The organism is Pseudanabaena biceps PCC 7429, assembly GCF_000332215.1.
Taxonomy (GTDB): Bacteria; Cyanobacteriota; Cyanobacteriia; order Pseudanabaenales; family Pseudanabaenaceae; genus Pseudanabaena; species Pseudanabaena biceps.
The window spans coordinates 1-21,350 of the sequence record NZ_ALWB01000069.1; the positions used below are offsets into that span (position 1 = coordinate 1).

The following is a 21,350-nucleotide window of genomic DNA, read 5'->3' on the forward strand; positions in this document are numbered from 1 at the left end:
CCCCAAGAATTGATTGGCGGCGCGAAGCGCCGCCAATCAATTCTTGGGGTTTATGTCCTAGTAGAACGACAGATCATCACGATGCGGGTCGGATTATTTAATCAAATTATTTAATCAAATTATTTAATCGGAATAAATCCTAGTCTCTGGACTATCTGTTGTCCCTGAGGGGAGAGGGCAAACTCAATAAACTGCTTAGCCGCAGGGCTAGTTGATTTCTTTGCTCCTAAAAACAAACTACGGCTCAGAGGATATTTACCCGTTTTAACAGCTTCGATATCCGTAGCATTTACCCCATCGATCGCCATGATTCTCACAATTTCCTGCTTTTCCACCTGTGAGACGGTGGCATAACTAATCCCATTATCGCCTAAGTCCCTTAGAATCGCAGTGGTTTCATCCTGTTTCCATGTAATGAAGTTAGCGCTATCAGGGGCAAAATTCTGACCGAGCAACACAATATCTTGAAATGCTTCTCTTGTGCCGCTAGTAGTAGCCCGATTAATGACTTTAATGGGTTGATTAGTCCCGCCAACCTGCGACCAATTGGTGATTTTGCCTTGATAGATATCGCGCACTTGATCCTTGCTCAAATTACCTTTGAAGGGGTTATTAATGCCGATGACGATCGCGATCGCATCTTTGGCGATCGGCACTAACAAAATTCCTGCTTGGGTTTCCGCAGCTTTAAGAGGGCGAGATGATGCAGCGATCGCCACCGTTCCATTCATCAAATTTTGTAAGCCTTGACCTGAGCCATTGGGTTTTCCATCGGGTAGCCCAAAGGTAGTCGAAATATTGGGATTGATTTGACTATAGCCATTGCGCAATTCTTTGATCAAGGCAACCATCGTTGTGCTGCCATCAATCCCCAAAATGCTGGGATTGGGTTGCGATGGCTCGAAACTTAAACTAGAAGAAGTAGGCGTGGTCGTGACTTGTGGTGTTGCTGTCGTTGCGATCGGTTCTGTTAAGACTCCTGCTGATTTTCCTTGTTGGGAAAAGAACCAGTAGCCACCACTAGCAAGCCCCGCTGTGACTAACAATGACAAAAATAAAACGGTAGTTTCTTTGCCCTGTGACATAGTTCTATGTTCCTCAATATCTGGCTTAACTTTAGTGCAAATTTAGCTCTAAATTATAAAAAATCAAGATATAAGTAGCTAGGCATAAAACCCAGAAGAGCGTACCACCCGCGTAGCGGGTGGTACGCTCTTTGGGTTTCTTTCTTGATTATGCTGCACTACTTAGTAAAGTAAGGTTTGATTAAGATATAGAATCCAAAAGATGAGTGGCGGCGAGAAGCGCCGCCACTCATCTTTTGGATTACTTGCCTTGCTGTGGGGGAAAATGCCGATAGATTCAGAATCCTGTAACCGACTTGGCTTAGATAAATTCCAAACCTCTATAGGCTAAGATCGGAGCTAGCAGTAGTAACTATAGATGTGACGTGTTTCAAAAAATCCGATTCCAAGCAAACCAAATTTGGCGACATCAGGTGGTGGCACTTCTTGCCAATCTCAAAGTAGCGATCGCCCTATTGTTGACGATCGCCCTATTCAGCATCCTTGGCACAGTGATCGAACAGGGACAAACTATCGACTTTTATCGCGAGAACTATCCCGAACATCCTGCCTTGTTTGGTTTTCTCTCCTATCGGGTGATTTTGGCGATCGGATTGGAGCATGTTTACGGTAGCTGGTGGTTTCTGACATTACTGATCCTGTTTGGGACGAGTCTTACAGCCTGTACCTTCAACCGCCAGTTACCGATTCTCAAAGCTTCTAAACGCTGGTTCTACTATACCAAACCGCAAAGCTTTGCCAAATTGCCTCTGGCTACCGAAATTGTCGGCGGTAATCTCACCAATCTGGCTCAATCTCTCCAAAATCGAAACTACAAGGTCTATCAAGCCGACGATCGCCTCTATGCCCGCAAAGGATTAATTGGCAGGATTGGACCGATTGTCGTTCATGCCAGTATGTTATTAGTGCTCATTGGTTCGATCTGGGGTTCGCTAACGGGATTTATTGCGCAGGAAATTATCCCCAGTGGGGAAACGTTTCAAGTTCAGAATATTACTGAAGCAGGGGCTTGGTCGGCAAATCAAGTACCCAAAGACTGGTCGGTAAAGGTCAATCGCTTTTGGATCGATTACACTCCCAAGGGAACCGTCGATCAGTTCTATTCAGACCTATCGATACTTGATCGCGATGGGAAAGAAGTCGATCGCCAAACGATTCATGTCAACAAGCCGCTTAAATATAGAGGTGTCACCTTTTATCAAGCCAATTGGGATATCCATGCGGTACGCTTTACCCTCAATAATAGTCCCGTATTACAATTGCCTGTCAGCAAGCTAGAACCTCAGAATGGCGGTCGTCAAGTTTGGGGAACTTGGATTCCCACTAAACCCGATCTCAGTGCAGGCGTTACCTTAATTACCCCAGATTTGCAGGGAACCTTCCTAATTTATGATGAGAAGGGAAATCTGCTCACTACGGTTCGTACCAATGGCAGTGCCGAAATCAACGGCATCACTTTTACCTTAAAAGAGGCGATCGGCAGTACGGGGCTACAGATTAAAGCCGATCCAGGCATTCCCATTGTCTATACGGGATTTGGACTGTTAATGCTCGGTGTAATCATGAGCTATGTCAGTCACTCGCAGGTATGGGCTTTACAGGTAGGCGATCGCCTCTATATTGGCGGTAAAACCAATCGCGCCCAAGTCAGCTTTGAGGCTGAATTGATCGATGTGACTGAGGCGATTGTACCAAGCGAACTTGCCGTTAAGGCGATCGCCTAGGTAAGGCAATCAAGCGATCGGCAGCCAATCGCTGCCGATCGCTGCCAGTATTTTGTGTGGATGGAACTTGGAGACAATGACATGATCGAGCCGATTGGCTATATTCTCGGAACCAAAGATGCTACCCCCCTCGAATTTTGGGTGGCTGTAAGTGATGGCAAAGTACTGCGCCTCGATGATGTCGTACAGGTCAAAACCGATCGCCCCGACAAAAAGGGCATTGTCAACTTCTATGGAGTCGTCGATCATGTACGCACTATTCACGAAGGAACGCAATTTGATACGGATACCTTTTTAGTTACTAGCGGCAGTATGCCCGTTAATGTATCCTATGCTGCCCATATCCAAGTCACTCGCATCGAACCTGAAGAATATTTACCGCCCCAACCCAGCGATGCAGTCTATCTAGCAGAAGATGAGAACCTCCGATTTGCGCTCAATTTTGATGGCATGGAGCAACGCATCTCCGCAGGTATCATGCGTAACGGCAGTCCCGCCTATTTAAACTATGAATTCATTGATGGGACAAAAGGCGCTCACGTAAATATTTCGGGAATTTCGGGCGTAGCTACCAAAACCTCCTTTGCCCTGTTTTTACTCCATTCCATTTTTAATTCGGCGGCGCTTGGTGCAAAGCGCGCCAATACGAAAGCCTTGATCTTTAACGTAAAAGGGGAAGATTTATTTTTCTTAGATAAGGCAAACAATAAGATGCGTGAAGAGGATCGGGCTACTTATCATGCGCTCGATCTGCCCGTCGAGCCCTTTCGTGATGTCAGATTTTGTGTCGCCCCCAAGAAAAACTCCCAAGCCATCGAACCCCATCTCGATCAGCGTTCCGATAATATTTCCGCCTATGTATGGGGAATGCGGGAGTTTTGTCGCGATCGCCTTTTCCGATTCCTCTTCGCAGGAGACGATCTAGAACGGGGAAATATTGGCTTTTTGGCGAGCATTGTCGAAGAGCGTTTGGCGAGGTTGGCGGCGGATAATGACAAACATGATCTCAAAATGGGATTTGCCCCCAGAACGAGCCTCGATCCCGATGACGAATACGGCGAAGATGGCAAGGATAAAGTCGAAACATTTCGCGACTTAATTGAATTCCTTGAAGATAAATTAGTGGAGAATCCCGATCAAAAATGGTTGGGACGCAATGCCCCTGCTACAGCGGAAGCGCTTACCCGTCGTTTATGGGGGATTGCCGATGAAATGGGACATCTAGTCCGTGGCGACCTGCCTGCGGAAGAGTTACAAAAGTATAAACTGGATCCGCTGGCGGCGGAATATCAGTTAACGATCGCGGATATTAACAAACTCGGTAGCAAGGCGCAAAAGTTCGTTGTCGGGGTATTGCTCCAAAAGCTATTCATGGAAAAGGAAAAGCGCGGTCAATATCCCGTCGTATTTATCGTTCTCGATGAGTTAAATAAATATGCTCCCAAAGAAGGTCGGAGTCCGATCAAAGACTTGTTAGTGGAAATTGCCGAACGGGGGCGATCGCTGGGCATTATTCTAATTGGAGCCCAACAAACTGCCTCCGAGGTCGAGCGGCGCGTAGTGGGGCAGGCGGCGGTAAGGGTGGTCGGACGACTGGACTCTGCCGAGGTTGAGCGTCCTGAATATAACTTCTTGACAGGAGCCTGTCGCAAGCGATCGCTCTTATTAAAATCGGGCAGTATGTTCATCCACCAACCCGAAGTTCCATCCCCTTTGTTGGTAGGATTTCCCTTCCCCGCCTACGCGACCAGATTGCGAGAGGTACAAATCAACGAAACTGAGGCAAAAATTCTCAAGAGCAAAGTTAAAAGGCTTTGATTTTCCAAGAGATGGCGCAGCGCCATCTCTTTTTATTTCAGAGTCTAAAATCCTAAAGATGAGTGGCGGTGCTTTGCACCGCCACTCATCTTTAGGGTATTAGACCAAAGCTCAAAATGGCGTAGCCATTTTGAGCTTTGGTCTAATACCATGTAAAATTTGGTTTGGGTGCGGTAGATTAATCCAGATGATAGATATTAATACAATTGAACTTGCTCTCAAATATGCCCCTGAGTTTGATCTTGCGATCGCAAAAACAGTTCCTTCGCTCGCTAAGAGAAATTATTTAGTAGGCTCTTGCCTTGCGATTTTGTTGGGACTATTCGCGGCATTTTTTATGCCTTCAGAAATAGCAAATATGCTCGGTGGGGGAATCACGGTGATGGGCATCGGGATGGCAATCTACTCAATCCAAAGTCAGATTGATGACTCCATCGAAGCTCAGGAAGAGAGGGTCAAACTGAAGATTACGAAGAGTATTCGCAGAGCGAAAGTAACTGTTAACAATGAGCACAAGAACTTAACTAGCGCTGCTCATACTTGGCATAGATTTAGCTTTGATAATGGCAATACTACTAACCATACGATCGCCTTTAACTCCTATGTTACCAAGATCACCAATAGACCAGATTGTCTAAATGTTGACTTTAGAACCGAGCAGATACTCTACCGTACAGAAGTCTATGCGGAATTTTATAGCACCAAGAGCGGCGAACTAAAATCACGCCAACGACAGCACAAGGTTGCCGATCGCGTGAAATTTACGATCGCCCTTCCCAATCACTGGAGTTTAGACTAAGTTGATTAAGCTAATCAGAAAAAGAGCAGGAAAAAGTAACCCAGAGAATGGAGAACTGGGCAAATCCAAGAGAATGAAAAGGAGAATATTTAGGATTAGGAATTAAGGATGTCTTTGTTGACCTTTTTGGGACGAGAAGCGCGTTTTTTGATGATAGGAAAGCGAGGATAAGGATCGCGCTTGCGCCCAGATTCCAACCAAGAGACTTACCACGAGGTTTCGGAGAACAAGCAGGAGAGCCGATCCTGACTAAAAGTGCGGCAAAAGCCCTGAGCGACACGACCAAAAGTAAGATTAGTTTGAGGCTTCTGCCAAGGCAAAGGAGTATCAATCACCAGTTGACGCGCCAGCCATAACTGCCAAGAGAGTAACGGCATGAGGTCACTCCAGTGCAAAGCCTGTTGAGGAGTCAGTAATTGTGGCAGCGTCCAATGTAAACGTTGTTTGGCAAAGCGATTCCAATGGTCGATGGCAAAACGGCGTAAGTACAAGCGCCAAATCTGCTCTAAAGTTGGCATTTGTTCACCGACCCAAGCTAACCATAAACCAGAGCAATGGGGATGGGTGACTCGAATAACTTGGAAATGTCGTTGGGATGCTTTTTTAAAGTGCAAATCAGACCATTGCTGGATTTGCACCTGTCCGACCGTCTCATCCTCTAAGCTAAAAGTTGCCGATGAGTCTCCCCAACTATCAGCATTGGCAAGTTGGAATTTATCACCATGCTTGCGAGGACGACCAGAGCCACTATAGGGGTTCAGGTGCTTTGTATAAGCATCGATTCGGGCGTAGACGCAGCAATAAGTCTGCTGGGGATATCCTCGGTCAAATTCATAAAAGGCAGCACTGCCATATTCACTGTCATAAGTAGCGATCGGTCTTACGGACAAATCGCGGCATACTTGCCTCAGTTGGAAGGCTGCTCTTTGGGCTGCTGTCTCAAAACTACTGATCCGCTCGTGACATAACGGGATTGCCCAACTCCCTGACATTTCTGGTACCCATCCCAAGGTGCTGTAGTCATGCCCCAACACAATTGGTTTGTTGCCTTCAACCAAATTCGGTTGATGCACAAAACTCCTGTCTTTTAGCGTTTTGGCATGGGGTCTTCCCCACCCTGTATGGTCTCCTGCTAGCAATGGTCGAATATCTTTGGGTATTTGTTCTACACATAGTCGTCTAAGCCTTCCTCGTCTCGGACGACTATCTTTTAGTGATTCATACAGGCTTGACCATTTCCGCCGATACACCGCAGATAACGATAATTCCGCAAATGACTTTACGCTTGGACTGGTTAATACTGCATCCATCAGGTCAAATATTGCATCTCGTCCGTTTCCTAAAAATCTATATACCTGTTGACGAAATTCTTGTAGTTTGTCAATAATCATGACTGTAGATGTCCTTTTTCTTTTTCATCTACTTTAGGCAGTTTGTATCTCTTTTACTCTGCCTTTTTTTCCTTTTTTAGTCTAAACTCCAGTTATTGAGATGCTCCCCATTACCCATCGTTAACATTAAATCAGCTTCTTTCTTTAAACCTGCTTTTTGGACTAGATTTATTCCTTTGCGAGGAATTAATAAGTTGCGGGATAAAATGCATCTAGAGTTAAGTAAATTATCAACAGATTTTTCGCAAATTGAAGCAAGTCAAAGTGGTCATTTTGTATGGGTAGACCAACCAGATTTACTGGTAACTGCCGTAAAAATGGTAATCGACAAAATTTAATTTTCTCATTATATGTTCTATGCTTTTCTTCCCAAGCAAATTAAACTTACGCAAATAAACCAAGTACTTGAGTACTTGGTTTATTTGTATAGCTGTCGCCACTCACGTTAGGACAAAATCAAACCAAAAAAATAAGTGGCGGCGCAAAGCGCCGCCACTTATTTTTTGGGTTTGATTTTGTCCTAAGCCAACCTTGTGTTTAAGTAAAAATTATTTCATCCACTCGGTGTGGAAAAATTCGCCTCTGGGTTTGTCGGTACGCTCGTAGGTATGAGCGCCGAAGTAATCGCGCTGAGCCTGCGTCAAGTTTTGAGGTAGGCGATCGCGTCGGTAACTATCGAAATAATCAAGAGAGGCACTGAAAGCGGGGATCGGAATACCCAATTGGGCTGCTGCAATTACCACCTTACGCCATGCCGATTCCTTGGTCAGAATTGTTTCTTTAAAATCGGGATCGACTAGCAAGTTAGATAGCTGGGGATTGCGTTGGAACGCTAGCTTGATCTTGTCAAGGAAAGCCGCGCGAATAATGCAACCACCTTTCCAAATGCGAGCAATTTCACCAAGATTTAAGTCGTAGCCAAAGTCGCGCGAAGCTGCCCCAAGTAATGCCATGCCTTGAGCGTAGGAACAGATCTTGGAGCAATAAAGCGCATCGCGAACAGCATCGATAAATTCTTGGCGATCGCCTTCATATTTACCAGAAGTCGAACTTTTGAGAACCTTAGAGGCAGCAACTCGTTCTTCTTTGTATGAGGACATCACCCTTGCGGTTACCGCCGCAATCATCGTAGGGATCGGTACGCCCAAGTCAAAGGCACTTTGTACTGTCCATTTCCCCGTCCCCTTCTGACCCGCCGCATCCAGAATTTTATTAACTAGCGCATCCCCAGTCAGATCGTCAATCTTCGTAAAAATATCTGCCGTAATATCGATCAGATAGGAATCAAGCTCAGAAGTGCGCCATGCCGTGAAAGTTTCATGCAACTCTGCCGCGCTCAATCCCAAACCCGTACTGAGCAGATCGTAGGCTTCGGCAATCAGTTGCATATCGCCATATTCTATGCCGTTATGCACCATTTTGACGTAATGCCCCGCACTACCTTTGCCAATATAGGTAACGCAGGCTCCATCATCAACCTGAGCAGCAATTTTAGTCACAATTGGCTCGATTTCCGCATAGGCAGACTTTTGTCCGCCAGGCATCATACTAGGACCATTAAGCGCACCTTCCTCGCCTCCGCTTACGCCCATACCAATGAATTTAAGATTGATTTTCTCTAGCTCCACAGTACGGCGATCGGTATCGTTATAGAGCGAGTTACCACCATCGATGATGATGTCACCTTCGTCTAAGAATGGCTTCAGTTCCTCGATCACCGCATCCACAGGCGCACCTGCCTTGACCATGATCAATATTTTGCGGGGACGCTCTAGGGAAGCAACAAAATCAGCGATCGTAAAAGTACCTTTAAAATCCTTGCCAGCAGCACGAGTCGCTAAAAACTTATCAGTTTTATCACGACTTCGATTGTAGACACTCATCGAAAACCCATTGCGCTCAATGTTTAGAGCGAGGTTTTCACCCATCACAGCCAAACCAATCAATCCAAAATTTTGCTTGTCAGATGCCATAAAATCCTCTCTATTCATGAACGTCCATGAACGAAATATGATGCATTCTCAAAGTAAAGACAATTTTTGCTGAACTTAAGAACAAAGGTATCGTAAGCGCTGATTTGGTGGGGATCGCAAATCCTTTGTAAATCCTTAATACAATTGGTCAATCAATCGATCAAAAAAGCAAATCAAACAAAAAAAACAAATCGAACAAATCAAACAAAAGATCTAAACAGTGGATCTGTAACTTTTAGGCACTTGGGAATAAAAAATGTTCCACTAAAATGTTCCACTAAAATGTTCCACTAAGTATCTAGGCGCAATTAAATATAAAACCCCAAAACCTGTAGCGCACGCTGTGCGTATGCTACAGGTTTTGGGGTTTTAATTATACCCAGCCACTTAGGTTATCTAGCTTAGACTACGCTCCGCTAACATTGGCTGAGTGTAGTCTAAGCTACAGGCACTTTAATTAATAGCAAGTCTCTTACCGCTCATGTTTGGAACCAAAGCCCAAAAGTAAAAGCCTTGCGTAGCAAGGCTTTTACTTTTGGGCTTTGAGAAAGGGTTTGCTTAGCAAACCCTTTCTCAAAGCCCGTTTCAAATTATCCCGAATTCACGTTACTTAGTCCCTATGAAATTCTATGAAGTATTCAGGGAAGTATTAGCAGGTAAGACTTAGAACAGTGTATGCTTATTTGAGTTAGGATATTTAAAATATGCAAACATGCATATTAGCTAAAGGCTAGAGTATTTGAGCTAAAGTAAAATTTGGCTACATTGCCAAACTAAAACAAATAGCTATTCAGCCCATTAGTGCGGGGATACGTTGGACTACCTAATATTTCATTTTTTTGCGGAACTTTGTTTAGGTAGGTTTCAAATATGCGACCATCTCAGGTCCGACTGAGATCTCTATCAACTAGAATCGTTTTTGTACTAATTGTATAAGCATGATTTATTGTTGATTGGTTTACATATTTCGCTAGCAATCGCTTAGTAAGGTCTAGTCCGCATTAGACAGCTTATTTTTCTGGAGGTTCAGATGAGTAAAACCAATAAGTCCAGCCAATCCGATGATTCAAATATTAAATCACCAAAATCTGTTACACCTAAACCTCCGATTAAAGATTTGCCTAAATTAGAAGTTGTCAAAGTTATTGCTCCAAAGGCTCCAGATTCCAATCAGCCCGAAGAGATTAAGTCTGTACCTCAAAAAGAGGAAGTAGTTAAATCTGTTCCTAAGGTGATCCCTGCTGTGGCAAGGGTCAAAACACCGATCGCCAATCGGACTGGGGAGATTCCACCTACCATAGATAAAAGCCCTGAAGAATCGCAGGAGACGAAAGTCTGTTTGCAGCCAATACCTGATGCAACGGAACCATTCCAGTACAGAGCCATTGGGGTAATCAGTGGAAAATATATTGCCAATGAAGATAACTTTGCCAAAGGGCATATCTTGACGACCGATGGTTCTCAAGTTGATGCTGTGTTACTTGGCAAAATTATTTCGATTGTCAAAAAACGTTTGCAAAGCGATCGCGAATACCTGTGGGTTGTATATCCTAGAACCAATGATAAAGCAGGTAAGTTACATGTACAGATATCTGGCGTGTGGGCTCCTGTAGAACTCGGAAAGACAGATATACCAATCGATCCTAATATTCAAGATGGTTATTTCTCAGTACGTGGAGAGATCTCAAGCCAGTCTATTGAAGATAATGCTGTCATCGTTAAAGTACGCCGTACCGAGCAGAAGTTTGACAAGCACAAAGATAAAGTAACCAAAGAATACACTAAGTTTAAAGTCAGACTCTCAGGATTATTACCCACTGATGCCGTGGGTCAGTTTTGGAGCGTGAACGTCCAGCGTCAAGGAGATGTTTTGACCATTATTGATGGGGAATTCATCGGGATTATCCCCTCTAAAGGCAAACGTGGGTCTCAATCGAAGGGTCGCCCCAGTGGTGGCGGTGGCAAGTTTGCCCCAAGGAAATATGGCAGCGATCGCCCCTATAGCGATCGACCATTTAAGCCATCCTATACGGGTGATGGTGGCAGTAGTTCGATCTATCCTCCTCGCCCGAAATTCTCCGAAGACCGTCCACCCGTGCCAAAGCCATTAATTAAACGCAAAGAGTCAACTGACAGCTAAAAAATATCTAAACAAAAAGACTCTCGCAAAGCGAGAGTCTTTTTGTTTTTATCGCTGTAGATGCTCTTATACCAATTCACAAAAGTGTGATACCAATTCACTGAAGTGAGCCAACACTTCAATGAATTAAAAAACAAACCCAGTCAATGAATTAAAAAACAAACCCAGTCAGGGTTTTCAAGTTACAGCGCATTGCACTCAAACCCAAACCAAAGAAATTTTTGAAAGCGTTGCTTCGCAAAGCTTTCAAAAATTTCTTTGTGGTTCGTTTGATCGATAATTGCTGTAAGAAATGGCTACGCCATTTCCTAACTTGGTACAACGTCAGTTCGAGTTAAGCTAGCAAATCTTAAAAGCCCAAAGTTAAAAGCCTTGCTACGCAAGGCTTTTAACTTTGGGCTTTGAGAAAGGGTTTGCGTAGCAAACCCTTTCTCAAAGCCCGTTTTAAATTATCCAGAACTCACGTTAGTTAAAGAAAATAAATTTTTGTTTTCAGCGATCGCGAAAAATCATGGTTAAAATAACAGCACCTAGCACCTAATGTTCTGCTCTTAACCCATCAGTCCCCCTGCAACCGTGAAACTCCTTCAGATTTTTCAGGTATTTCCATTTTTTGATCGCACCGTCGATAAATGGGCAACAGAAGCCCGATTACTTCGATGGCTGACTTTTTTATGGTTATTTGCGGGGCTAGCCGTACTTTTTTCCGCCTCCTATCCCGTGGCTGACATTGCTTTTAAAGACGGCACTCTTTACTTTAAATACCAATTGGCTTGGGCGGCGATTGGGTTGTTGCTCTTTAATGCGATCGTCCATACGCCCTTACGGTTTATGGTCAAGATCAGCCCCATCTTTCTATTTATTATTTTGGCGCTACTTTACGCGACCCATATTCCTGGGTTAGGGACAACTCGTAATGCGGCGACAAGATGGCTATCGGTGGGATCGAGTTCGTTTCTATTGCAGCCCTCTGAGCTGATTAAACCTTTTTTGATTTTGCAGGCTGCTCAACTGTTTGGTAACTGGGCTAAGAGCCATTGGAAGGTTAGGTTAGGGTGGCTCATTGTCTTTCTATTGGTGTTGGGCGGGATTTTGATGCAACCAAGCTTGAGCGTAACCGCACTCTGTGGGATTACGCTGTGGTTGATCGCTCTAGGCGCAGGACTGCCAAATTTTCAGCTTTTGGGAACCGCCGCTTTAGGCACTTGTGTGGCTGTAGCTAGTGTCACCTTTCGCGAATATCAACGACGACGGATCATGTCCTTTCTCGATCCTTGGCAAGACCAAGCAGGGGATGGTTATCAACTGGTGCAAAGTTTGATGGCGATCGGGTCTGGTGGTTTGTGGGGAACTGGATTTGGTCTATCACAGCAAAAGCTGTTTTTGCCGATTCAATATACCGACTTTATTTTTGCCATTTTTGCCGAAGAATTTGGACTGTTTGGCGGGATTTGCTTGCTTTTATTAGTGATGATTTACGGCACGATCGGTTTAGCAGTCACCTACAAGTGCAAAGATCCCGTGATTCGCTTGATTGCGCTGGGCTCGACTTCGCTGATTGTGGTACAAGCCATTTTAAATGTGGGCGTGGCAACTGGGGTATTACCCACAACGGGATTGCCTTTTCCTTTCTTGAGTTATGGCGGTAGTTCCACCTTGTCTTGCTTAGTGATTGCTGGATTGTTAATTCGGGCGGCAAGGGAAATGTCTGCGGCAGATGTGATTCCATTTGTGAAGGCAAAGAGCGATCGCCAAGATCCGAAAAACAAGCAACAAGAAAAAATAGAAGCGTCACGGCGGCGATAGTATCTACAATGTTGGAGAAAAGCCACTTTAAGCTAGCAATTTTTACTGATGTCTGAACCCGATCTAAATTCGACCGCTGGCTATTTAGCAGTTTTGCGTAATCGTCAATTTTTGGCATTGTGGCTTGCCCAAATCGTAGCCCAGTTAGTTGACAAAGTCGTACTGATTCTATTGATTGCCCTTGCTGTGGCTGAGGGTGGGAGTGATGTCAATACGCGCGAATCATCGATCATGATTGCTATGACCTTACCAGCAGTATTTTTGGGGTCGATCGCAGGGATTTTTGTCGATTGGCACCCGAAGCGGGAAGTTTTAATTTTATGTAATTTTTTACGCGGGGCTTGTATTTTTGCGATTCCATTTGCACCGCGATCGCTTGCAGTTTTATTGCTCTTCACTTTTATTATTTCGACACTTACCAACTTTTTTGCACCTGCGGAACAATCGGCAATTCCTTTGATCGTGCCCAAACAGGATCTTTTAGCGGCTAATGCCCTGTTCACAATTACGGAAGTAGGGTCGCTGATCGTTGGCTTTGCGATCGGCGCACCATTACTCACCTTTACCTTAAATCTTTTCCCGAATGCGACAGCCTATAGTCGTGAAGTTGTATTGGGTAGTTTGTATATCGTTTCGGGTTTATTTTTGTTTGCCTTGCCTAAAAACGAAGTTATTCACCCCAAAAAAGTTGGATCGGGAATCTGGACTGATTTAAGAGATGCCTTTCAGTATGTCAGACATAATCACTTGATTGGTGGGGCAATGCTCCAGATGATTTTATTGTATGCGGTGCTAGGAGCCATGCAGAAGCTATCGCTCAACCTTGCCGAAGTCGTTACGGGCAATCGCCAAGAATTTGGCTCTTTTGTGGCTTCCGTAGGGGTAGGATTAGCGATCGGAGCCTTTCTGATCGGTAAATTTGGCGAGAAGATCGTCCATCGTCCCCTACCATTCATTGGCTTTATGGGAATGGCGTTTGGGCTGCTGATGTATGCTTTTGTATCTAATCAATGGGTAGCTTGGCTAATTGGTACTTTTATTGGCATTAATGGTGCTTTAATCGTAATTCCTATGCGAACGGTGATTCAGGAACATACCCCTGAAAATATGCGCGGTAAAGTATTTGGGCTACTCAACAATGGCGAGAATATTGCGGCTAGTTTGCCCCTTGCCGTGATTGCCGTCTCCTTAGATTTTTTAACGGGAATATTTGGCGTGCAAAATGGGGGTAAGCAACAAGTGGGTTTTCAGATCGTGTTAATTGTTTTTAGCTTGCTTGTCTTTGGACTTGGTACTTGGGCTTGGAAGCGAACAAGAAGAGCCTTAGAAAACGTTTTATAGCGGCTGCTAGTCAAATTAAGCCCGAAAAGAGAGTTGCCGCGCTCTGCGCGGCAACTCTCTTTTCGGGTTTATACCAAGCGGGTTGTCAAGGTAAGAAATGGCGTAGCCATTTCTTACCTTGGTATGAGGCGATCGCCTATTGGACAAGCTTGGCGAGTTCGCCACGATTATTTAATTCCATTACGATATCGCAGCCACCAATAAATTCACCATCAATATAAACTTGAGGAAAAGTCGGCCAATCGGAAAACTCCTTTAAGCCTTGGCGAAGATCCCCATCTTCAAGAATATTTTCAGTTTCATAAGGTTGCCCCAACTTATTAAAAACCTGTACAACGGCGGCGGAAAAACCGCATTGAGGCTGTAGAGGCGTACCTTTGATATAGAGCATGATTTTATTGTTCTTGATCTGGCTCTCGATCTTAGTTTGCAAAATAGGGCTAAGCATATTAGTTTAATCTGGTTCAGTTTGCGAGCAATTTACTACTGCTACTATAGCAATCGTCATAATCCTTTTTCATATCAACAGCCAAAATATGATTGGCGGCGCGAAGCACCGCCAATCATATTTTGGGTTAGCAAAACTTACGTCGCTATATTAAACATCATGTTTTGCTCGCCAAGTCGGATAGGTGGTTTTCGGAGCTCTCAAGCATTCTTCAACAGTTTCAGCCACATTACGCCATGTAATATCCTCGCGCCCAAGCATTTTGCGTAATTGGATGAGCGTATCTTCGAGTTCGAGATTAAATTTCTCAAAGGGTAAAGGGGATAAAGCCCTTTCAGGAGCTTGAATTACTTTATTCAAGGCTTCTTTGACAATACTAATAATTTGGTTTGTCATGTCAGATTTGACTCTTTGGCGCAAACTTTGCAACCCACGACGACTAGTGGCATACATGGGCGGCAACCGATTGAGTACGTAGGCTGCCACATCATCAATGCTAATTTTCTGCTTGATCGTTTCGTCAAGGCGTTGGACGCGACGCTCGACGATCGCAGCTACCAGACTTTCGAGAATATTGCTATAGCGATAAACGGTTCCTGACATGTAGGACTCAAAATCTTTAATCTCCGCTGAGATATCCTTTTCGGTTTTGAGCGTTTTTGCGCCATTGCCTAAAATTGGCGTGGGCTTGCGGCGCACTGCATAACTACGCGCTAATAGGGAGTTACGGCGGTCAAGGCTGACGTATGTGCCATTGGCTAACCCCTGATAATATCCTGAATCCAAGGCATCGCGGACGGCATCAGGTACGTCTTTCCACTTCAGATACTCTTTATTAAATAATTTGCGTAGTTTAACCAGCGATCGCGCTTGACTGATGAGTTCGTGGGCAGGAATGGGATCGGTCTGCCTTAAAACATCACTCTGAGTACTTAGAAATCCATTGCGAACGGTTTTAGCGATCGCGCTCCCCAACTCTTGATCGGCTTTTTTACGCTGCTGGATCCACCCCCGCTGCGTGGTGGCATACATTGGTGGTAATCGATTGAGTGTATAAGCAATTACTTCACTAAGATCGACTCGCTTTTTTACATCAGCACCTAATCTTTTGTATTGTGATTCTGCTTCTTCGATTACTAATTCTTCTAGTGCATTTCTACAACTGCTCATGGAAAATCCTTACATATTGAGGATTAGGCTCGCTTAGTTTTAGCGCGTTTAATCTATTAAAGGTATAAATCCTAGCACAAAATATCAAGTCTTATTTAATTAAAAATTCTATCTATAGGCTTTTATTTTAATTAATCGATCTAATCAGTTGAGGCTATTCACATTACGATTAATTTTATTTTCAGCAATATAGTTCCTAAAAAATAAAGTTGATTTAAAATTAAATTTCTAGTATTAGACTTTCATAAAAGTTGTTTTTTAAGTTTAAAGTAGCAGTTCTAAATAGAGAAGATCTAGCGCCAAAACTCTTGAATCTAAAAATCAGAAATCGTTAATTCCCGTTTCGGGAATGGTTGTTTTGGATAAACCTGCGATCACCCTGAGATTTTGGCAACGAATCAATTCGGTAAACTCTGGGGTATTCCTTCCCGCTAGCTTTGCCGCTGCAGGAATGCCATCCAGTAAAGCTCTGGCCGCTTCAGCTTCTCGGTAACCTCTTCTTTGCGCAACTTCGAGCGCTTCGCGATCCGATTCGATTTGAATTTGTGAACTTTTGTTTTTACGCAAAATTTGATTGATGCCAATTGTGCCTAACAGTATGGCGATCGCTATTCCAGTTATATCTCCTTGGATTGCTTCGACAATTCCACCTGCGAGGGACATGGCTGCTACCCCTTGATAAGCACCTGTTTGTAACCATCTTGTCTGTTGTCGCCAGCTTACTTCATACAATAACAGTAGATCCCTTTGTGGTTCGGGTAACTGTCGCCATAAACGAAAATTTATGAGTATTTGCGCGCCTTTCTGCCATGGCAAGATGGGCAGACTCGCAATCGGTTCGAGCTGCTCGGATGTAGATTTAATTGATGTAGTCATGCGCCAAGATGCAGGGAGGAGATCGCGTAGTCGGGCGATTTCTTCATTGATGTTCATAGGAGTTGGGAGATTATTTTTTCAGGGAGATCGCGTCTAAAAATCTTGCAAGATCCTGTAAGAAAAATATTGCCAGAATTGGTAGTGCAAATTATATGATTTTAGACACCATGAAATTTATCTCCTATCTAAACTTAGCAACCCATGAGCAATAACTTAACTGTCGCTGATGCCGAGCGCGTGCTTTGGGAACTGAGCGACCTAGACGGCGAAACGGCAACTTTAGAACGCAGGTCGCAAATTTGCGAAGCCCTAGATTATTTAACTCAAAAGTCGGACTACCATATTTTTGGGGTCTGCGCCGATACTACCAAGCAAGCTTTACAAGCCTTAAAAAATTACGCAGATCACTTTCGATACGATTTGCCTGATGCCGACCTACCTGCGATCGCTGATGGGATCTACCTGAAATATAACCCTCGCAGTCGTCGCTATCACTCTGACAACTACAAAGGGCTATATCGGGGGGTATTGCTATCTTTTCATGCTGATTTTACCGATGGCTATAGCGGTACGCATGGACATTTCCCATTAGATCTTTTTTAAAGAATAGGTAACAAACCCTCCCTATTCTTTAAAATTTTGAGAAAGGGTTTGCGTAGCAAACCCTTTCTCAAATCCCAAAAGTAGAAGCCTTGCTACGCAAGGCTTTTACTTTTGGGATTTTAAAATTTGCCAGCTTAACCCGAACTGACGTTATACCAATTCCCAAAAGTGTGGCTACACTTTTGGGAATTAAAAACCAAACCCAGTAAAGGTTTTAAAATCACAAAATGGCGTAGCCATTTTGTGATTTGGTATTAAAATACTTGATCGGTGAAGCTGCCATGTAACCCATAGGGGACGTGATGCTTTAAATGTAAAGTGGCGACTGGTTTGCCAGCAATATTTTGAGCGTCAAGAATCACTAAATCGGAGCGATTGTGAGCCGCGTCAAAAATTAAAGTCATGATCCATCCATCATCTTCAGCCGCATGATGATCCGCATGATGATCGCGAGGTACAAAAATTGGCTCGCTAATAAAGCCCCTTGGCGCAAAACTATGAAACTCTTGCTTGCCAGTTTCTACATCTACTTTAGCGATCGCTTGCAAAGGAGCGTTACCCGATTCCTTAGCGATCGCGCCGATATAGGCATAGCGATATTTCTGCCCCATACAACGGGGATTTACCACGGGAAATTCGCAGGATCGTTCTAATATAAGCTGGCGCTTTACCGTACCAAGTTTGGGATTGATTCTAAAGCGGTATAGCTGCCCCGCAACTACTCTGTCAAAATCAATATTCCGAAAATCGGTATTGGGTTCCAGCTTCGGATAGTCAGGATAGCAAACGGAATCAACAATAATCTCATCACCCTCTTCATAGGCATTGCAATGGTGAAACACAAAGCAAGGATCGGTTTCTAGGGTTTGGAGATTGCCTTGGCGATCGACTAGCAAAAACTGACTAGGCGTATTAGGTCTTAACTCTATGCATTCCCCAGCGGTGGCAAAGCCAAAAATAAAGGGCAAAGGTTTAAAAGAAACGGGATTTTGCATGAAAATTCGATAGTTCGGCGTATAGGCAAAATCATGTAAGAAACAAAATCCCGATACCGTGACCTGTGATTCGGTAGATAATTTGCCTTCGGCATTTACCTGATAGATCGAAATTTTTGATTGCGGTCCAGGTTGTACGCCAAAGCCCCACAAATCACCCGTGCGATCGTCCCTCCTCGGATGAGCGGTGAACACCTTGCCAGCCTCCAACTTACCCTCAAAATTTTCTAGCCCTAAGGTGTCCAAATTTTTAGGATTGAGCGCATAGGGTTGAGCGGCTTCCCAGAGAGCCAGTAACTTGCCCCCCTGATATACCACATTGGTGTTAGCAACATTTTTATTCCGTAAATCAAATATATTGCGGAGCCACCCTCCAGCCTTTTGCGTGCCAAAGACACCCCGATAGAGAATCTTTCCCGCTTTCTGTTCCGCTAAAAATTCAGGAGTTTTTACAAACTGATTTGTGAAATGCGCCTTGCCATCTTTAAAGGCGATCGCACAGATCATGCCATCGCCATCAAAGGGATGTCCGTACTTTTGCCCGTTAATATCCAGTTGCCCTGGTCCATTGCGAAATAAAGTCCCCTCTAAGGCGATCGGAATTTCGCCTTCAACTTCATCAATCCAATAGGATCTCTCAGTGCGCAGAGACTCATAGCCCTTTTGCCAATCTTCACACGAAAAAGTAGGCGATGCAGTCTGAACCATAGGTAATTACTATCTACAAAAATACTATTTACAAATAAACCTGCTCGTATTGTAACAATTTCGTCACAATTACAATTTAGGTTCATCAAAAGAAATCAACCCCCAAGAAGAAAAGGTTGGCGCTTCGCGCCAACCTTTTCTTCTTGGGGGGGTGATTTCTATGGAGCTTGGGGTGGGCTAGAAATTTCTTTTAAAGATTTGCCCATCTCTTGCTCTGATTCACTTAAAGACCAGCGATACGAAACCTGAACACCGTGATACTGACAGAGATCTTCAACCTGTTTCTGTAAAGCAAAAGCCTTCCGCAGGTTAATAATCGCCGCCTGAAGATGTTCTCTTGAAACATTCATCTTTGCCGCTAGATGGGGTTGCTTCATTTCATTGTGTAAGGCTGGCAAGGTCTGGCGCTCTAATAGCTGAAGCAAAAGCTCGTAGTGGATATGGGATGGAACAGGGAGTGAACTCACAAATACCTCGATCGATGCAAAACCAAAGTTAAAACTTAGCTGTATATTTAATTGGAGTTTTTGGGGCTATGCCTCAAATCCCCTCAAGAAACTATTTGAAGTGCTTCGCGTCAAGCTCGACATATCCAAGACTTAAGTTGAGACTTATATAAATTGTAGAGGATAAATTTATGCTGTTTTCACAGACATCTCTGAGACTTACATTTCTTTTTGCTTTTGGACTATCTCAAATTTTCCCCCTAACTGAAGTAGCGGTCGCTCAAAATAGCAACTTATCAAGCTCAAGCTCCTTAAATTCCCTACAAATCGCTCAGGCGAACACAATTATTTTTGTCTCTCCCAATGGCTCAGATAACAACTCAGGGTTATCCGCCGATCAACCATTGCAATCCATAACCGCCGCCCTCAAAAAAAATCTTCAGAGTGGTGCGACTATCCAACTAGCCTCTGGGACTTACTCGGCAGCAACAGGCGAGCAATTTCCTTTGCTCATCCCAGCGGGAGTTACTCTACGGGGAAATTCTAGCAATCAAGGGCAAGAAATTATTATCTCAGGAGGAGGTAGCTTCGTCAGTCCCACCTTCGCGCGTCAAAATGTTTCTATGTTGACCGAAAAAGGCGCACGCATTGAAGGCATTACCCTTACCAATAAAAATACTAGGGGTTATGCCCTCTGGGTTGAGTCGGCACAAGACGTTACCATTACAAACAACACATTTGCTAACTCTGACCATGACGGAGTGTTTTTAACAGGTGTTACTTCAGCCACAGTTAGCAATAACATCTTTACTAAAAATGGCGCAAACGGTCTTTCCGCCGTTGGTGTAAGTTCGGGACAAATTCAGTCCAATACCTTCGACAACACTGGCTTTGGTTTGGCGATCGGTCAAAAATCTCAGGTAGTGGTTCTTTCTAATCGCATTGTTAATAACCGTGGGGGCATCGTTGTTTCCAATCTCTCCACCCCTTCATTTCGCAATAATTTCATTGCTAACAATCAAGAAAATGGATTAGTGATCCTAAAAGATCGTAAGGGGCAGCCCACAGTCGATCTCGGTACAACTACGAGTCCTGGTCAAAATATTTTTCAAAATAATAAATTAACTGATATCAACAATGCCTCTGGCGTAACTGTCATTGCGATCGGCAATCAAGTTGATCCTAAACGAGTGCAAGGCTCCGTCGATCTTGTCCAAACAACATCACCAATTCCCTCCCCCACAACCCCAACAACCCCTACACAAGTCACGTTTAAAGATGTTCCCTCAAACTACTGGGCGCAAACTTTTATTCAAGAGCTAGCTAGCAGAAATATTATCAAAGGATTTCCCGACGGGAGTTTTCGACCTAATGAACCCGTTACTAGAGCACAATTTGCTGCCATTCTGAGTCAAGCTATGAATAAGTCAACTGTACGGAGTAACATCATTTTTACTGATGTCTCTTCAACTAATTGGGCTGCCCCCGCTATTCAAAAAGCCTACACCACTGGTTTCATGTCTGGCTATTCCAGCACGACATTCCGTCCCAACGAAAATATTTCCCGCGTGCAAATTCTAGTATCCCTAGCTAACGGATTAGGATATGTGCCAGTCAAGTCTACAGATGCAACATTGCAAGCTTACACAGATGCGAGTACTATTCCCACCTACGCCCGTAACAGTGTTGCAGCCGCCACCGAAAATCGTTTGGTTGTTAACTATCCAAGCCTCAAGATCTTGAATCCAAATCAACCATCTACGAGAGCCGAAGTCGCCGCTTTTGTCTACCAAGCGCTTGTGCGATCGGGGCAAATCCAAGCCGTATCCTCCCCCTATATCGTTAATCAATAATAAGTAGTCGTTTAAATTTATCTAAAAGTTCCTCAACTATACGTAAATATATTGAAATAGACCTCCTTTGGCTCAAAGCATTGCCCATAAATGTTTTGAGCCAAAGGAGGAGGAGTGGGGAATAAAACTTGGGAGAAAGGTATTGACAAAGGGAAGAAAGGTTGCTAACTTAAT

At 44.0% G+C, this 21,350-nt stretch carries 17 protein-coding genes; 9 read left to right on the forward strand and 8 right to left on the reverse strand.

Annotation, left to right across the window (positions count from 1 at the left end; translation table 11 throughout):
* Positions 1-119 precede the first annotated feature (119 nt).
* Positions 120-1,085, reverse strand: a complete 966-nt coding sequence (locus tag PSE7429_RS09740; RefSeq protein WP_009626987.1) for a phosphate ABC transporter substrate-binding protein — start codon at positions 1,083-1,085, stop codon at positions 120-122.
* A 365-nt stretch (positions 1,086-1,450) separates the two neighbouring features.
* On the opposite strand from PSE7429_RS09740, the gene PSE7429_RS09745 reads away from it, so the two are divergent.
* The 3 genes from PSE7429_RS09745 (at position 1,451) to PSE7429_RS09755 (ending at position 5,426) form a co-directional block, all read left to right on the forward strand.
* Positions 1,451-2,809 carry a cytochrome c biogenesis protein gene (locus tag PSE7429_RS09745; RefSeq protein ID WP_040688049.1) on the forward strand — a complete coding sequence of 453 codons (1,359 nt, stop codon included), beginning with the start codon at positions 1,451-1,453 and terminating at the stop codon, positions 2,807-2,809.
* An 81-nt stretch (positions 2,810-2,890) separates the two neighbouring features.
* A complete protein-coding gene (locus PSE7429_RS09750; protein WP_009626989.1) occupies positions 2,891-4,627 on the forward strand; it encodes an ATP-binding protein in 1,737 nt (578 codons plus the stop codon).
* Between the two features lie 187 nt (positions 4,628-4,814).
* Entirely contained in the window at positions 4,815-5,426 is a 612-nt protein-coding gene (locus tag PSE7429_RS09755; RefSeq protein ID WP_009626990.1) for a hypothetical protein, read from the forward strand.
* A 206-nt stretch (positions 5,427-5,632) separates the two neighbouring features.
* On the opposite strand, the gene PSE7429_RS09760 is transcribed toward PSE7429_RS09755, so the two are convergent.
* On the reverse strand, positions 5,633-6,817 hold the full coding sequence (locus PSE7429_RS09760) for an NF041680 family putative transposase (protein WP_009626991.1): 1,185 nt from the start codon (positions 6,815-6,817) through the stop codon (positions 5,633-5,635).
* A gap of 95 nt (positions 6,818-6,912) precedes the next feature.
* Here PSE7429_RS09760 and PSE7429_RS25955 point away from each other — a divergent pair, with 95 nt between their 5' ends.
* A complete protein-coding gene (locus PSE7429_RS25955; protein WP_144052503.1) occupies positions 6,913-7,155 on the forward strand; it encodes a hypothetical protein in 243 nt (80 codons plus the stop codon).
* 210 nt (positions 7,156-7,365) lie between these two features.
* Here PSE7429_RS25955 and gnd read toward each other — a convergent pair whose 3' ends face one another.
* Entirely contained in the window at positions 7,366-8,790 is a 1,425-nt protein-coding gene (gene gnd / locus PSE7429_RS09770; protein ID WP_009626993.1) for a decarboxylating NADP(+)-dependent phosphogluconate dehydrogenase, read from the reverse strand.
* Between the two features lie 1,030 nt (positions 8,791-9,820).
* Here gnd and PSE7429_RS09775 point away from each other — a divergent pair.
* The 3 genes from PSE7429_RS09775 (at position 9,821) to PSE7429_RS09785 (ending at position 14,077) form a co-directional block, all read left to right on the forward strand.
* A complete protein-coding gene (locus PSE7429_RS09775; protein ID WP_009626994.1) occupies positions 9,821-10,930 on the forward strand; it encodes a hypothetical protein in 1,110 nt (369 codons plus the stop codon).
* A 576-nt stretch (positions 10,931-11,506) separates the two neighbouring features.
* Positions 11,507-12,736: an FtsW/RodA/SpoVE family cell cycle protein gene (locus PSE7429_RS09780; RefSeq protein WP_009626995.1), complete on the forward strand. Its 1,230-nt coding sequence runs from the start codon at positions 11,507-11,509 to the stop codon at positions 12,734-12,736.
* Between the two features lie 48 nt (positions 12,737-12,784).
* Positions 12,785-14,077 carry an MFS transporter gene (locus PSE7429_RS09785; RefSeq protein ID WP_009626996.1) on the forward strand — a complete coding sequence of 431 codons (1,293 nt, stop codon included), beginning with the start codon at positions 12,785-12,787 and terminating at the stop codon, positions 14,075-14,077.
* Positions 14,078-14,213: 136 nt separating this feature from the next.
* On the opposite strand, the gene grxD is transcribed toward PSE7429_RS09785, so the two are convergent.
* The 3 genes from grxD to PSE7429_RS09800 all read right to left on the reverse strand — a co-directional run bounded on the left by grxD (position 14,214) and on the right by PSE7429_RS09800 (position 16,628).
* A complete protein-coding gene (gene grxD, locus PSE7429_RS09790) occupies positions 14,214-14,525 on the reverse strand; it encodes a Grx4 family monothiol glutaredoxin (RefSeq protein ID WP_009626997.1) in 312 nt (103 codons plus the stop codon).
* 150 nt (positions 14,526-14,675) lie between these two features.
* Positions 14,676-15,695 carry a late competence development ComFB family protein gene (locus tag PSE7429_RS09795; protein ID WP_009626998.1) on the reverse strand — a complete coding sequence of 340 codons (1,020 nt, stop codon included), beginning with the start codon at positions 15,693-15,695 and terminating at the stop codon, positions 14,676-14,678.
* A 321-nt stretch (positions 15,696-16,016) separates the two neighbouring features.
* Complete coding sequence (locus PSE7429_RS09800; protein WP_009626999.1) at positions 16,017-16,628, reverse strand: DUF3318 domain-containing protein; 612 nt, start codon at positions 16,626-16,628, stop codon at positions 16,017-16,019.
* 144 nt (positions 16,629-16,772) lie between these two features.
* Here PSE7429_RS09800 and PSE7429_RS09805 point away from each other — a divergent pair, with 144 nt between their 5' ends.
* Positions 16,773-17,174, forward strand: coding sequence for a DUF1824 family protein (locus PSE7429_RS09805; protein WP_009627000.1), 402 nt, complete (start codon positions 16,773-16,775; stop codon positions 17,172-17,174).
* Positions 17,175-17,428: 254 nt separating this feature from the next.
* On the opposite strand, the gene PSE7429_RS09810 is transcribed toward PSE7429_RS09805, so the two are convergent.
* Together PSE7429_RS09810 and PSE7429_RS09815 are read right to left on the reverse strand one after the other, a co-directional pair.
* Complete coding sequence (locus tag PSE7429_RS09810; RefSeq protein WP_009627001.1) at positions 17,429-18,877, reverse strand: carotenoid oxygenase family protein; 1,449 nt, start codon at positions 18,875-18,877, stop codon at positions 17,429-17,431.
* Between the two features lie 158 nt (positions 18,878-19,035).
* A complete protein-coding gene (locus PSE7429_RS09815) occupies positions 19,036-19,344 on the reverse strand; it encodes a DUF5340 family protein (protein ID WP_009627002.1) in 309 nt (102 codons plus the stop codon).
* Between the two features lie 170 nt (positions 19,345-19,514).
* Here PSE7429_RS09815 and PSE7429_RS09820 point away from each other — a divergent pair, with 170 nt between their 5' ends.
* A complete protein-coding gene (locus PSE7429_RS09820) occupies positions 19,515-21,176 on the forward strand; it encodes an S-layer homology domain-containing protein (protein ID WP_009627003.1) in 1,662 nt (553 codons plus the stop codon).
* The last annotated feature ends 174 nt before the right edge of the window (positions 21,177-21,350 follow it).

Coding starts and splice junctions, on each gene's coding strand:
- PSE7429_RS09740 (WP_009626987.1), bottom strand. CDS start 1,085: ATGTCACAGGGCAAAGAAACTACCGTTTTATTTTTGTCATTGTTAGTC.
- PSE7429_RS09750 (WP_009626989.1), top strand. CDS start 2,891: ATGATCGAGCCGATTGGCTATATTCTCGGAACCAAAGATGCTACCCCC.
- PSE7429_RS09755 (WP_009626990.1), top strand. CDS start 4,815: ATGATAGATATTAATACAATTGAACTTGCTCTCAAATATGCCCCTGAG.
- PSE7429_RS09760 (WP_009626991.1), bottom strand. CDS start 6,817: ATGATTATTGACAAACTACAAGAATTTCGTCAACAGGTATATAGATTT.
- gnd (WP_009626993.1), bottom strand. CDS start 8,790: ATGGCATCTGACAAGCAAAATTTTGGATTGATTGGTTTGGCTGTGATG.
- PSE7429_RS09775 (WP_009626994.1), top strand. CDS start 9,821: ATGAGTAAAACCAATAAGTCCAGCCAATCCGATGATTCAAATATTAAA.
- PSE7429_RS09785 (WP_009626996.1), top strand. CDS start 12,785: ATGTCTGAACCCGATCTAAATTCGACCGCTGGCTATTTAGCAGTTTTG.
- grxD (WP_009626997.1), bottom strand. CDS start 14,525: ATGCTTAGCCCTATTTTGCAAACTAAGATCGAGAGCCAGATCAAGAAC.
- PSE7429_RS09795 (WP_009626998.1), bottom strand. CDS start 15,695: ATGAGCAGTTGTAGAAATGCACTAGAAGAATTAGTAATCGAAGAAGCA.
- PSE7429_RS09800 (WP_009626999.1), bottom strand. CDS start 16,628: ATGAACATCAATGAAGAAATCGCCCGACTACGCGATCTCCTCCCTGCA.
- PSE7429_RS09805 (WP_009627000.1), top strand. CDS start 16,773: ATGAGCAATAACTTAACTGTCGCTGATGCCGAGCGCGTGCTTTGGGAA.
- PSE7429_RS09810 (WP_009627001.1), bottom strand. CDS start 18,877: ATGGTTCAGACTGCATCGCCTACTTTTTCGTGTGAAGATTGGCAAAAG.
- PSE7429_RS09820 (WP_009627003.1), top strand. CDS start 19,515: ATGCTGTTTTCACAGACATCTCTGAGACTTACATTTCTTTTTGCTTTT.